The 13,412-nt window shown below is 62.3% G+C and carries 14 protein-coding genes; 4 read left to right on the forward strand and 10 right to left on the reverse strand.

The annotated features are described in order from the left end of the window. Positions 1-31 precede the first annotated feature (31 nt). Entirely contained in the window at positions 32-790 is a 759-nt protein-coding gene (locus tag KBB96_RS20165; protein WP_226373596.1) for a phytanoyl-CoA dioxygenase family protein, read from the forward strand. Between the two features lie 152 nt (positions 791-942). Here KBB96_RS20165 and KBB96_RS20170 read toward each other — a convergent pair whose 3' ends face one another. Then, complete coding sequence (locus KBB96_RS20170; protein WP_211631296.1) at positions 943-3,372, reverse strand: ATP-binding protein; 2,430 nt, start codon at positions 3,370-3,372, stop codon at positions 943-945. A 140-nt stretch (positions 3,373-3,512) separates the two neighbouring features. Here KBB96_RS20170 and alr point away from each other — a divergent pair, with 140 nt between their 5' ends. Beyond that, on the forward strand, positions 3,513-4,619 hold the full coding sequence (gene alr / locus KBB96_RS20175) for an alanine racemase (protein WP_211631297.1): 1,107 nt from the start codon (positions 3,513-3,515) through the stop codon (positions 4,617-4,619). Positions 4,620-4,698: 79 nt separating this feature from the next. Here alr and KBB96_RS20180 read toward each other — a convergent pair whose 3' ends face one another. The 6 genes from KBB96_RS20180 to KBB96_RS20205 all read right to left on the reverse strand — a co-directional run bounded on the left by KBB96_RS20180 (position 4,699) and on the right by KBB96_RS20205 (position 9,248). Beyond that, on the reverse strand, positions 4,699-5,205 hold the full coding sequence (locus KBB96_RS20180; protein ID WP_211631298.1) for an RNA recognition motif domain-containing protein: 507 nt from the start codon (positions 5,203-5,205) through the stop codon (positions 4,699-4,701). Between the two features lie 147 nt (positions 5,206-5,352). Beyond that, positions 5,353-6,132 (reverse strand): imidazole glycerol phosphate synthase subunit HisF, encoded by a 780-nt coding sequence (gene hisF / locus KBB96_RS20185; protein ID WP_211631299.1) that lies wholly within the window; start codon positions 6,130-6,132, stop codon positions 5,353-5,355. Positions 6,133-6,251: 119 nt separating this feature from the next. Then, a complete protein-coding gene (locus tag KBB96_RS20190) occupies positions 6,252-6,524 on the reverse strand; it encodes a type B 50S ribosomal protein L31 (RefSeq protein WP_211631300.1) in 273 nt (90 codons plus the stop codon). A 272-nt stretch (positions 6,525-6,796) separates the two neighbouring features. Then, complete coding sequence (locus tag KBB96_RS20195) at positions 6,797-7,180, reverse strand: hypothetical protein (protein WP_211631301.1); 384 nt, start codon at positions 7,178-7,180, stop codon at positions 6,797-6,799. A gap of 94 nt (positions 7,181-7,274) precedes the next feature. Then, positions 7,275-8,186 carry a hypothetical protein gene (locus tag KBB96_RS20200; protein WP_211631302.1) on the reverse strand — a complete coding sequence of 304 codons (912 nt, stop codon included), beginning with the start codon at positions 8,184-8,186 and terminating at the stop codon, positions 7,275-7,277. A gap of 90 nt (positions 8,187-8,276) precedes the next feature. After that, entirely contained in the window at positions 8,277-9,248 is a 972-nt protein-coding gene (locus tag KBB96_RS20205; protein ID WP_211631303.1) for a KpsF/GutQ family sugar-phosphate isomerase, read from the reverse strand. 83 nt (positions 9,249-9,331) lie between these two features. Here KBB96_RS20205 and KBB96_RS20210 point away from each other — a divergent pair, with 83 nt between their 5' ends. Beyond that, entirely contained in the window at positions 9,332-10,318 is a 987-nt protein-coding gene (locus tag KBB96_RS20210) for a hypothetical protein (RefSeq protein WP_211631304.1), read from the forward strand. 10 nt (positions 10,319-10,328) lie between these two features. Further along, the gene (locus KBB96_RS20215; RefSeq protein WP_211631305.1) at positions 10,329-10,931 is read left to right on the forward strand and encodes an HD domain-containing protein; all 603 of its coding nucleotides are present in this window, start codon (positions 10,329-10,331) and stop codon (positions 10,929-10,931) included. 4 nt (positions 10,932-10,935) lie between these two features. On the opposite strand, the gene KBB96_RS20220 is transcribed toward KBB96_RS20215, so the two are convergent. From KBB96_RS20220 to KBB96_RS20230, 3 genes are all read right to left on the reverse strand, one after another. After that, complete coding sequence (locus tag KBB96_RS20220) at positions 10,936-11,589, reverse strand: HAD family hydrolase (RefSeq protein WP_211631306.1); 654 nt, start codon at positions 11,587-11,589, stop codon at positions 10,936-10,938. A gap of 51 nt (positions 11,590-11,640) precedes the next feature. Beyond that, positions 11,641-12,294, reverse strand: a complete 654-nt coding sequence (infC, locus tag KBB96_RS20225) for a translation initiation factor IF-3 (protein WP_211631307.1) — start codon at positions 12,292-12,294, stop codon at positions 11,641-11,643. Between the two features lie 393 nt (positions 12,295-12,687). Continuing rightward, positions 12,688-13,197, reverse strand: a complete 510-nt coding sequence (locus KBB96_RS20230) for a hypothetical protein (RefSeq protein ID WP_211631308.1) — start codon at positions 13,195-13,197, stop codon at positions 12,688-12,690. Between the last annotated feature and the right edge of the window lie 215 nt (positions 13,198-13,412).

Genomic DNA, 13,412 nt, shown 5'->3' on the forward strand with positions numbered 1-13,412 from the left:
AAACATCCATGGCGGCCGCTAGTGTAATGTCATGCCCAGCATTACGAATCTCAGGCGCGAATTTTCAGAAAACGGGTTTTGTATGACGGAGGAACTTCTGTCCGCGGCGGAGGTGGCCGCCTATCTGGAAACCTATGACAAGTTCCTCGATGGCACCATCTCCTGTGGAGCGAAACGTTCCGATCTCGGAGCGGGGGAAGCTCGGAAGGGAACGGTGGAGAACATCACCCAGATCATGTGGCCTTCCGCGCTGCTGCCAGTGCTGAGAGCGGCACCGTTCCACCAGCGCGCGTTGAGGCTGGTGCGCGATCTTCTCGGAGAGGACATGGACCTGGATTTCGACATGCTCATCAACAAGGCGCCGCATTCGGATACGCCGACACCCTGGCATCAGGACTGCGCGTATTGGATCGATCTTCCGGACAAACGCGCCGCCTCGATCTGGATGGCGCTGGACGAGGCCACCCTCGACAACGGCTGCATGTGGTATGCCCCGGGCTCCCACTTGCAACCGGTGCGTCCGCATCGGTCGGCTGGAAAGGGCGGAGGCGCGTTGTCTTGCGATGGAGATGAGTCGGAAGCCGTGGCGGTCCCTTTGAAGCCGGGAAGCGCCGCGATCCACGGCGGCGGAACTCTGCATTATTCTCGAGGCAACAAGACCGCCGGGCACCGGCGTGCCTTCATCCTCAATTTCCGCCCCGCGGCCATGATCCGATTGGAGCGCGAGCAGGGAATGGATCACGGGTTGACCGACAATACCCGCAAGGTCCGTAGCGCCGCCGCGAAATGAAAAAGGCGGCCGGATCCCAGAAGAGACCCGGCCACCTTGCTCTGTTCATTGCATCATGTTACCCAGGAAATCCGTGGCCGGTGACCGACCATGGATACTTTACGGATTTCCCGGGGGCGCGGTAGTGGGCAAAACTGCCTACACGTGCGCGGTTACCAGGCCCGGTCGCCGCGCTCGTCGTAGGGCAGCCACAGCAGCGCGATTGACTGCACCTTGACGTCGGTTTTGGCGGGTTTCAGGGACTTGGTGTCCAGCTTGAGGCCTTCCGGAGTGAAGCTCTGATCCAGCGCGGCGATCTGGTCGGCCACGGATTGGTTGATCGCGTCGATGTCAGCCTGGATGCTGTCGAGCTTGGCCTCCGCATTGGCCACGTCCTGATGCTGCTTGTAGGCACCGGTGGCTTTGCCGAAGGCGGAGGTGCCGCTGCGGGCGATGCTGGTGATGCCGCTCTTGCGACCCAGCACCGCACCAAGGATGCCGCCGAGCACGGAGACGCCGGCCTGCATCGAGGCGGACTGGGATTCGGCTTTCTGTTTGGCGAGCTGGCCCTCCGCAGTGGTCCGCTTGCTCTCCTGAGCGGCGACTTTTTTTGCAGCGTCCTGGCGGATTTTTTCGACTGCGGCGTCACGGGCTTCACGGGTTTCAAGCGCGAGCCGCTGGCGGAAATCGGCTTCTTGTTCTCCGGGCTTCGATTCTCCCTTCGGAGAATCACAAGTGAAGATGTCGAGTCGCTCGTTGCGGTAGAGCTCGTCGGCGAAGTCCTTCTCCACCGTCTTGTAGTTCGCTGCATTCATGGCATAGCCGGGCAGCGGCGCGAAGCCGACGCCGGAAGCGGGATCGCCGCCGAGGTTCTCGGGTTTCAATGGCGGAGGCAGTGGTGTGGTGGACGGTCCGGTCTCGGTCAGTTCGTTGAGCCGCCGTACTGAGCGGGCATAGTCGCCTCCCGTGGTGGTGAAATGAACCACGCCAACCTTGAGCAGGTTCGGCCGATAGACCATGCCGTCCTCCTCACGGGCAGGCGGTGCGAATTTCTCCACCACGCCCATGCCGACTGCAGGACGGTTCGAAGAGGCATCCGAGGCCGGACGGGGCGCGGCCATCGGATTGTCCGGGACTGCGGGTGTGGCGGAGGTGCTGCCGGCATCCGTAAACTCGGCGCGACGCGGGTCCATCAGCGTCTTGATCTGTGCGCGGGTGAGCGGACCTGTTAGATAGCTCATGGCCCAGCGGACCTGGAGCAGTACGGGATGATCCTCGTGGACGTTGTTCATCAGGAACACGCGGTTGCCGAGGGCGGAGAGGAGTTTCTCCATTTCATCGCGGTTGAACTTCACGTTCTGGCTGCCGGCGGCGCCCTCGAGTCCATCGAGCACACGCAGCTTGTCGCGCTCGGTTTGCAAGCGGCCGAGAAACCAGGTGCCGATGTTCGAGAGCGCCTTGTAGTCGAGATCCACCGGGTTCTGGGTGGCGAGCAGGCAGCCGAGACCGAAGGCGCGGCCTTGTTTGAGCAAAGTCATCAGCGGCTTCTTCGATGGCGGGTTCGCCGTCGGCGGCAGATAGCCGTAGATCTCATCCATGTAGAGAAGCGCGCGCAGCGAGGTGGTGCCATTCTGCGTGCGCATCCATGCGAGCGTCTGGTTGAGCAGCAGGCTCACGAAGAACATGCGCTCCGCATCGCCGAGATGAGCAATGGAGAAGATGGAGAGCCGTGGTTTGCCACTGTCGGTGCGGAGCATTTTTCCGATGTCGAGCGGCGGGCCTTCCAGCCAACTGGCGAAACCGGGAGAGGCGATCAGGTTGTTGAACTTGAGGGCGAGTGCCTGGCGGTTTTTTTGCGGGAAGAAGGTTTCCAGATCGATCACGCCGACTTTGGCGAAGCCGGGCTTCTGGATCAGCGCGATGAGGCCTTCCAGAGTGACATTGCGGCCGTTCTTCCATTCGTTCTGGAAGATGGCGGCGAGCAACACCGCCTCCGGGCTCTGGATCGGATCCGCATCCACGCCGACGAGCGAGAGCAGTGAAAGCACGGTGCTCTCCACCCGCTCTCCATAGATTTCCGCATCCTCGGTGACTTCCTCCGGAGGGGCTTCGAGAGAGGCGAGGATGGATACGGGAATGCCGGCCTTGCTGCCTGGCGTGAAGAGGGTGATGTCCACCTTGTCGCGGAGCTGCTGGATGCGCTCCGGAGCCTGTCCCCAATCGGCGAGGCCCTTCTTCCACATCTCCGCCGTCTGGGCGGCGTATTCATCGGGCGAGACGCCTTTTTTCGCCGCATCATCCTCATTGATCCAAGGACGGAAGTCCTCCGGAGCGAGGTTCGGGAAGGTCAGCAGGAGATTGGAAATGTCGCCCTTGGGATCGATGATGATGGCCGGGATATTGTCCATCGCCGCCTCCTCGATGGCGGCGAGGCAGAGACCGGTCTTGCCCGAGCCGGTCATGCCGAGGACCACGCCATGGGTGACGAGGTCCTTCGAATCGTAGAGGACGAGATCGTCCGTGGGTTTTTTGGTGGCTTGGTCGTATTCGCGACCAAGGTAGAATTGTCCGAGTTTCTCGTAGTCCGCGGAAGAGATGCTCATGCGGTTTCAGATTGGCGGCAGGTCGTTGGATCTTCCAGTGATTTCCGCGCCTGCCGCAAACTACACAGCCAGGTGGAAATCCGGCCTGAACAGTGCTGGCCACGCTTGCCCGCCGCGTTGTGGCCGATACCGTTTCCGCCGTGAGTGTTTCCGTTGCAGCATCGCCGCCCCGTGCGTGGGCGGAGGTTGATTTGTCCGCCCTTCGTCACAATCTCGGCGTGGCCCGCGAGGCTTGCGGCTGCCATTTGATGCCGGTGGTGAAGGCGGGAGCCTACGGGCACGGATTGGAGGAAATCGCCCGCGCCCTGGAGGGCGAGGGGATCGAATTTTTCGGTGTCGCCAATGTCGGCGAGGCCCGCCGCATCCGCCATGCCGGGGTGAAGACCCGCATCTATCTGCTGGGGGCGACGTGGTCCGAAGAGCGCGCGGAAATCGTGGCGCAGGATTGGACGCCGTGCTTGTCCTCGATCAACGAAGCCCTGCATTTCAACGAACTGGCTGCGGATGCCGGGGTGCGCCTGAAGGTGCATATCTCCGTGGATACCGGCATGGGGCGGGGCGGGTTCGTGGCGGCGGATTTGCCCGGGCATATGGCGGAACTCGAATCGCTGGAGCACCTCATCATCGAGGGCCTGGGTTCGCATCTTCCATCGGCGGATGAGGACCGTGAGTTCACGCTCGCCCAGTTCGCAAAATTCGAGAGCGTGCTTGCGGAACTCGGCGGCGAGCGCTTCCAGTGGCGGCACCTTTCCAGCAGCGCCGGTTTGCTCGGCTATGACAACCACGCATGCAATCTGGTTCGTCCCGGCCTGCTTCTCTACGGAGTCTCGCCACTTCCGGGATTCCAAGAGCGGTTGCGCACCGTGATGTCGCTGAAGTCCCGCATTACGCTGGTCCGCACCCTGCCTGCGGGTCACGGGGTTTCCTACGGCCGCGACTACATCACGGATCGTCCCACCAAAGTTGCCACCATCGGTATTGGCTACGGAGATGGTTATACGCGGCATCTCTCCAACAAAGGCACCGAGGTTTGGATCCGTGGCCAGCGTTGTCCATTGCTGGGACGTGTTTCCATGGACCAGATCATGGTGGATGTCACCGCGCTTCCGGAGGTAGCGGAGGGGGACGAGGTGGAATTGTTCGGCGCACACATCCCGGTCGCCGAGATCGCGAAAAAGGCGGGCACCATTCCATGGGAGATTTTCACCGGCATCACTCCGCGGGTGACACGGGTTCACCGGAGCTGACCGTTCCCGGAAAAGAAAAACACCCGGCCTCTTGCGAAGCCGGGTGTCTTGGAAATTTGATTTGGGTCAGGAGTGGGGATCAATCCCAGCCGCCGCCGCCACCTTTGTAGCCGCCGCCGCCGCCGCCACCGTTGTAGCCGCCACCGCCGCCATCTTTGTAGCCGCCGCCGCCACCACCCTTGTAGCCGCCGCCGCCACCGCCACGGCGTTCGCCGTAACCGCCGCCGCCGCCACCACCGTAGCCACCGCCGCCGCCACCTTTGTAGCCGCCACCGCCGCCACCTTTGTAGCCACCGCCGCCACCGCCCTTGTAGCCACCGCCACCACCACCGAAGCCTTTGTTTTCCTTAGGCTCGGAAGCGTTGACACGGAGGACACGGCCTTGGAGGTCGTAGCCGTTGAGGGCTTCAACCGCGGCTTCGATCTGGCTCTGGTCGCCCAGGGTCACGAATGCGAATCCCTTGGAGCGGCCGGTTTCACGGTCGGTGATGATTTTGACCCGATCAACCGGGCCATACGAGGCGAAGAGACCAGTGATGTCTTCTTCCGTCGCGGTGTAGGGCAGGTTGCCCACGTAGATGTCCATTTGCTTCTATTCTCAGATTACGCCATCACACTGAACACTTCCTGAGACCATGGCGTGGGAGACCAGACGAAGCGCGTCCCAACCGGACGAGCCGGGAGGACCGCACATCCATAAGCGCGAATGCGCGAGGCTGGCAAGAAGTAAATTTCAAGCACTTGCAGCTCCAAACGGGGGGCGGACCGGGATGCCGTGTTTGGCGAAATGGCGTTTTGCCTCGCCCACGGTGTGCTTGCCGAAGTGGAAAATGCTCGCCGCCAGCACCGCATCCGCCTTGCCTTGCTCCAACACCTCCACCATGTGGTCGAGATTGCCTGCGCCGCCGCTGGCGATCACGGGGATGCCCACGGCCTCCGAAACGGCAGCCGTGAGACCGAGATCGTAACCCGCCTGGGTGCCATCCGCGTCCATGCTGGTGAGCAGGATTTCACCCGCTCCCCGGCGCCAGACTTCCTTCGCCCACTCTACCGCATCCAGGCCTACCGGAGTGCGGCCGCCGTGGGTATAGACGCCCCATTTGCCGGGGCCTTCGCGCTTGGCATCGATGGCTACCACGATGCATTGGCTGCCGAAGGCTTTGGCGCCAGCGTCCACCAGGTCGGGGTTCTTCACTGCGGAGGTATTCACCCCCACCTTGTCCGCTCCGGCCATGAGCATCTCGTGCATGTTTTCCACGCTGCGGATGCCGCCGCCGACGGTGAGCGGAATGAAACAATGCGCGGCGGTGCGGCGGACCACGTCCACCATCGTGCCGCGATTGTCGGATGAAGCGGTGATATCGAGAAAGACCAGCTCGTCCGCCTGTTGGGCATTGTAGGCCATGGCGGCCTCCACGGGATCGCCGGCGTCGATCAGGTCGACGAAATTGACGCCTTTGACCACCCGGCCATCGGTCACGTCCAGACAGGGAATGATGCGTTTCGCGAGCACGCGGGGAGCAAAGCGCCGATGCGGCCCGCCGCCAAGCAAAACGCCCGGCCGCAGGCTGCGGACGGGCGTTTTGTGGAAAACCTTTGTTGGTGCCGGACGGGGAGTCCGGCCGAGGTTCATCAGGCGCCGAGCTTCGGCTTGCCGACGCGGCGGACAGTGCCGAAGCGCTTGGTGAACTTGTCGATGCGGCCTTCGGTGTCGACGAACTGCTTCTGACCGGTGAAGAACGGGTGGGAATCGGAGGTGATACCCATCGAGATCACGCTGTGCTCGACGCCGTCGATGACTTCCTTCTTGTCGGAGGTCTTGGTGGAGCGGGTCACGAAGCGCGCACCGGTCGTCATGTCAACGAACACGACCGGATTGTATTTGGGATGAAGATCCTTTTTCATGGCGGAGAGGACCACCACGTTTCCAACGCGGCGGGGCGGGGAGAATGCCGGAAAAGTCCGGTCTGTCAAGAGGGGAGGTTGGGGGCGGGAAATCCATCATCCCACCCTGAAAACAAGCGCCGGACACCCGGTATCGGAATGAACCGATACCCGATGCCCGGCGGCCTGGAAAACGTGCGGGTTTGAAAACCGGGGGTGACGGGGATCGTGGGGCGATCAAGGGAGGCCGGAACCATCCCCGTCATCTGCGGTTTTGAAGCTGCCTTCCAGGTTCAGTCGAGGTTGAGCGTCCAGCGGGCCTTCAACTCCCGGTTCTGCCAGGGCAGACGGTGGTTGATGGGGTCCTGGAGCGTCCGGCGGACCTTGCGGCCACCGGCAAACACGAACGAAGGGGTTTCGATCGTGACGACCTCAAGGCCCTGGTAGTAGGTATCCTTGAGGATGATAACGGCATCCTCGCCAAATGCTTGGGCGAGGTGGCCGCGGAGCAGCCCGGTTTCCTTTTTCCCGAGGAACAGGAAGGCCGGGGTTTCGCCGTGGTCGGACTTGGAGCGGATCAATCGTGCGATCGCTTCAGAGTCCCAGGCTTCCCCCATCCTCACTTCGGTGGGGACCAAAGTGTGATCGGGGATCATGTAGGGTGTGTTGGCACTCATGTCTGCAGGGCAACGCCCGCGACCCTACTACAACTTCCCGACCCGGCATCTTTCGCCGAGTGACAATTCCGTTGACTTTTCTTAAGGAATCGGATTATCCGGCGTTCTTCGTCCACAGCCACAGATTCTCACCCCAGACGGCGGCATGGCGCACCCACTCATGTACGAACGCTTTTCCGCTGAGCCAGGGATTATCGGCGGCCAGGCACAGCAGCAGTGCCATCACCAGCAGGTTGGCCAGATAGATGACGGTCAAGGAGAGGAAGGTGCCGTTTTCTTTCAAATCCGGCTGGTCACGCGGAATCATCCACAGCGTCCAAGCGAAGTGGAAGGTCCAGGTGAAGCCGGTGGCGGCGAAGAGGATCTTGTCCGCATAAACCGGCAGCCCGGTGGTGTGGCGGAAAATCAGATAGAGGCCCACCACCACCGCGGACCAGAACGGAACGAAGTAAGGCGAAAGAGCGATGATGATGTTCGTCTTGTTGGTGGTGATGTAGCCGCCCTCCAGACTTACATGGAAACCGGTCACCTTGCCACGGCAGAGATAGACGAAAATGGCATGCGTCAGTTCGTGACCAAGTACGTAGAGATAGAGGAAAACGGACTGTAACAGCCCCGAAAGGAACCAGCCGACCATCAGCAACGCGCCGGTGGCGAAGTACCAGAAGGCGGAGGTCTGCCAGAAGCCGCGGTCGATCGCGGCGTGGGAAAACTGGGAGAAGAAGGTCCAGGTGGTGACCCAGCCAAAGGGCAGCAGCGCAAGACCGATCAGCCAGCGCATCATCCGGTGTCCGAGGCTGACATCCGGCTCGCTGTCATCCATCACCGGAGCGGTCGCGGCGATGGCGGCGCGGATCGATTTTTCACCGCGCTTGCCGAGGCGGCGGTTTGCCTGCTCATGGGCGCGCTGGTTGGCGGCACGCATCATCTCCCCGAACGTCGGGCGGTCCCGGCGACGGTTTTTCGCCAGTTTATCGGAGAGTTTGAGCGAGCGTGACCGAGCCATTCGAAGCGCGATCTTGATAATCCGAAGATCTTAAAGAATCAAGATCGGAATCCAAAAAATAGTGGATTTATGAACAGTGGAATGCGGTGTTCAGACAATCTTCAACCGGGCCAGGTCCTGACTGTCGATGAGGCCCACCGGACGGTTTTGGGCATCCAGCACGATCACGTCGTCCACGCGGTTGTGGCCGATGGTTTTCACGGCCTCCGCCGCCAGCGATTCGGCCTGCACGCTGATCGGCCTGCGGGTCATGAACTCCGCCACCGGACGGTCGGCGATGTGGGCGTCCTGCTGGAAGCAGCGGGCGAAGTCGCCGTGGGTGAAGATGCCGGCCAAGCCGCCATCCGGCTGAAGAATCAAGCAAGCTCCGGAACGGGCGGCGGACATGGCGAGCAGGGCTTCGCGAACGGTGGCGTTCTCCGGCACCGTGGCCAGTTCGCTGCCGCTGCGCATGATGTCTGAGACTTTCGTCAACAGGGCGCGGCCGAGGGTTCCTCCGGGATGAAAGCGGGCGAAGTCGTCCTCGGTGAAGCCACGGGCCTCCAGGAGCACCATCGCGAGCGCATCTCCCATCACCAGCATGGCGGTGGAGGAAGAAGTGGGAGCGAGATTCAGCGGACAGGCCTCGCGTTCCACGGAGGTATCGAGCGTGACATCACTGAACTCGGAAAGCGTGGAGGAGGGCTTGCCGGTGAGGGCGATCAAGCGCACATCGAAGCGCTTGATGAAGGGCAGCAGGTCCAGCAGCTCGCGGGTTTCACCGGAGTAGGAGAGAGCGACCACGGCATCGCCATCGGAAATCAGGCCGAGATCGCCGTGGAGGGCGTTCTGGGAATTGAGGACCACGGCGGTGGCACCGGTGGAGTTCAGGGTGGCGGCGATCTTGTGGCCGATGTTGCCGGATTTGCCGACGCCGATGACGACGATTTTACCACGCTGGTCGAGGGTGTCCTTGAGCAGGGTTACGGCGCGGGTGAAGCCCTCGTCGAGCCGGCTGGCCAGCCGCTCCAGCGAGTCGGTTTCGATCCGGATCACCCGGCGGGCTTTTTCAATCGCGTCCATGGGCGGAGCATGAACGCCCGGCGGCCCGGCGTCCAACATCGATCATTGATCGCCGCCGCATTCCGGTTCCACACTTCCCGCACGTGAACGACGAGGAACTCCAGCGGATCAAGGTCGGCTCGAAACAGGAGATGCAGCAGGGGATCGCCCATCTCAACCAGGGCGAGTGGCAGGCGGCATTGGGCTGCTTTGATCGTGCGGTGGCGTTGCGCGAAACGACGCCATGGCGCGAGGATGGCGAGGCCGCCTGGCTGCTGGCAGCCGCTTGGATCAACCGCAGCGATGCTTTGCGTCAGCTCGGGGATGCGCGCCTGTTGCCGGAGGCGATCCGATCCCTGGACCGGGGCATCGAGGCCATGCAGCACGTGCGTTTGGAAGGCGATCCGATGTTTGCGGAGCGACTCATTCTCGCTTGGATCAACCGTGGCACGGTCTGTGGGGATGCCGGACAGAGCGAGGAGGCCTTGGCGGGTTTTGCCAAGGCGGATGAGGTCTTGGAGACATGGGGCAGGGAGGTGACCACCACCCGCCGCTTCATGCATGCGATGCTGCTGGTGAACCGGAGCCGGGTCTTGTTGGAGAGCGGCGCGGTGGAGGAAGGCTGGCGGCAGTCGGCGGCGGGAGTGGAGCTTTTGAAATCCCTGGAGCCCGGTGACGGGCTGGTGGCCCAGACCGGCATTCGTGCCCGCGGGGTTTTGTGCCATGCGCTCGCGCTGCTGGTGGAGAAGCCCGGTGGCGAGCAACCGGACGACTGGATCGCCGCAGCCACTGATGCGGCGGAAGAGGCGCTGGCGATCGTGAAGCGCACGGGCACCCGCGACCCGGGCGTGGCGGATCTGGTGCGCTATGGGGCACGGATCTACCGGATCTGCCAGCCGCAGTTCCTCGCCGAGTTCGTGCGGGAGTGGCTGGCACCGGACGGCCCGCTTGCGCATGATGCCCGTTTGCGCGAGGAAATGCAGGGAGTGGTGCAGCTCGCACGCGCCGAAGCGGAAACGCGGCTCCGCGCCGCTCCTCATGACGATGCCGTGGCACAGCGCGAGCTACGGATTCTCAAAGCCCTCGAATGACCTCCTTTCCATGAAAAGCCGATTCCTGATGTGGTGCATCGCCGCGGGTGCCGATGGCGAGTCCGCAGGGTTGTTGTGGCTCGATCTCGGCAGCCGCTACAGCGAGCCGCACCGCCACTACCACACGCTCGACCACATCGAAGCTTCACTGGCTCATCTGGATGAAGTGGAAGTCAATCCGGCGGTAGAGGGGGCGATCTGGTTTCACGATGTGGTCTATGATCCCACCCGCGATGACAACGAGGCACAAAGCGCGGCCTTCTTTCTGGAGACGACCCGGCCGTGGATCGATCCGTCCTTCGCCGAACGGGTCCATCGCCTGATTCTTGCCACCGATTTCCGCGTCGCGCGGGAAGATGATCCGGATGAATGGCTGATGACGGACATCGATCTCGCGATTCTCGCGGCGGAGGCTTCGGAATACGACGCCTATGCGAAGGCGATTCGTCAGGAATACGCACATGTGCCGGATGAGGAATTCCGGCGCGGGCGGCTGGCTGTGATGCAGCGGTTCCTGGAAGAGCCGGTGTATCGCAGCGAGGCGTTCCGCTCCCGGGAAGAAACCGCGCGGGAAAACATCCGCCGTGAGTTGGCGGCGTTGGCGGGCGGATAGAGGTTTATACTTCCTCCAGCGTCTTCACCACCCGGTCAGCCCCACAGGCGCGCAGTTCATCGGCGGTGAACTTGCCCGTCGCGACGGCGATGCAGGGAGCACCCAGCGCTTTTGCGCAGGCGATGTCTTTCGGCGTATCGCCGACCACCACGATTTCATCCGGTGTGAAACCACGCCCGGCATGCTTGGAGGCGCGGTCCGCGGCGACCGGACCGAGGAGGTTGCGGTCGGCATGATCGCAACCGTAGGCGCCGAAAGGGAAGAAATGGTCGAGGCCGTAGTGGCGCATCTTTGCGGCGGCACCGCCGGCGATATTGCCGGTCAGCAGGCCGAGATGCACCGAGTCATCCGCATGGAGGCGTTCGAGAAGCGGCACCACGCCGGGCAGGACCCGTCCGGGATAGCCGCCATGGGTGAGGTTCCACTCGAGCCGCTCCAGATAAGTACGGAAGAAGGAGTCGATCCGCTCGCTTTGCGGCTCGAGGCCGAAATGATCCAGGATTCCATGGATCACGCCCAGATCGGTGCTGCCGGCCAGATCGAGTGGAGGTCCTTCGCCGCCGAAGCATTCGGTGGCGGCCTCCTGCAGGGCACGCATTCCCGCGCCACCGGTGTCGACGAGGGTGCCATCGATATCGAACAACCAGAGTGCGGCCATGAAAAAGGAAAACGGGCCTTCCCGGAGGAGGAAGGCCCGTGGGAAATGGATTCAGGACTCGGACTCGCCGGAGGCCACGGATTCTTCCGCATCCGACTCATCGTCGTCACCGACACTTTCGTCGAAGTCTTCCGCTTCGTCTTCTTCGAAGTCGTCTTCTTCCTGCAGCTCGCCGTGGAAGAGGTGGAACTTCCGCTTCCGCTGGTGGGCGGGCAACGGGGACAGGGTCATGCCGATGGCGCGACCGTTGAGGCGCGCTTCCTGGTCGACCTGGCCCATCTGCTTGAGGTCCTCGACGATCTTCTTCATCACCACGAAGCCGAGATCCTTGTGGGCGTTTTCACGGCCACGGAACTGGAGGATGAAGCGAACCTTGTGGCCCGTGTCGAGGAAGCCCTCGGCGCGGCCCATCTTGATGTTGTAGTCGTGGGTGCCCGTGCCGACGCGGAATTTCACTTCCTTCATACGGCTGGCGTTCTTCGACTTCTGGTTCTTCTTCAGCTTCGCCTGCTCGTACTTGTACTTGCCGTAGTCGACAATCTTGCAGACCGGCGGATCGGCCTGCGCGGCAATCTCGACGAGGTCGAGGCCGAGCGACTGGGCTTTGGCGAGGGCTTCGCGTGAACTCATCACGCCGAGCTGGTCCCCGTTCGCCATGACGACGCGGACGCGCGGGGCGCGGATTCGGTCGTTGATCCGCGTCATATCGCGGAAACGACCCCTGTTTTGGTCTCTCTGTGGCTTAGGTATGGCTTTGTCCTCCGATGGGTGGCTGCGACGCGACGGCACCACGCGGGCGGACGAATCCGGCGCGCAACCCCGTTGCGAAGAAGAATGCGGAACGATGGCACATGCGCCGGATCATACGGGCATGGAGAAGCCGCTGGGCCGGTCGGCTCGACCGGTTGCGGACGGGATCTCGTATCGTTCCTTGGAAATCATGAAGCGGCTGGTGCCGGATGCAGAACCGGATACCGGGACGAAAAGGGAGAACCGCGGCTCTCCGTGTCCCGGCGGGCTTGCTGGGCGCAGGGTATAAGGGACTGAGGCCCTGTCAATCAAGGGGAAACTTGTGCGGTTAGGGGCTTCCGCCGGTGGTCAAGCGCGTCCCAGAATCATCGCCAGCTCCTCAAGCTGGTCGCGCCGGAGGGCGGCGGTGTCCTCCTCTTCGTGAAATTCCATGAGCACATCGCTCGACTGGCGCTTGAGGGCCGTCATCGCGCGGGACTTCACCAGATCGTCGATCGCGCCTTCCACGAGCAACTGGGCGAAGGCCAGCCCGAGGATGAACTCATCGCGCGTGACCACACTGAAGCCTTCGTCTTCGTCGAGCGCTTCCTGCAGCGCCTCGGCATCAAGGAGATCCCAGTCGGCGTCTTCGATTTCAAGGGCGTCGAACAGATTGGTGATGAAGGTTTGCACTTTTCCTTTCGGCTGCTCCCGGCGGAAATCCAGATAAGCCGCGAAGGTGTCCGCGCCGATGTCATTGCCCAGCGGCGAATCCTCGTCGCTGAAGTCCCAGATCCAGGAATCCGCGGGGATCAGCTTGCTGGCGCGTTCGTGGGCGGTATCAGGGGTGACTTCCCAGATGTCGGTGAAGGAGGGCATGTTCCGACAGGCTCCGGGGAAAGCGTGGTTTCGCCAAGGAGAAATGATGTCGGGAGCTTTCTCTCTTCGTAGCTGGAGTCGTGAGACTTCAGGTGGGGCGAGGTTGCCCGGATCCTTCGATTGCTTTCGCTCATCCATATTCATGGATGGAGGTATCCGAGCAACGGGTGCTCTGACGAATGCATGCATCCACCCCGCCCGAAGTCTTACGGCTC

Origin of the sequence: Luteolibacter ambystomatis (assembly GCF_018137965.1) — a bacterium.
Lineage (GTDB): Bacteria > Verrucomicrobiota > Verrucomicrobiia > Verrucomicrobiales > Akkermansiaceae > Luteolibacter > Luteolibacter ambystomatis.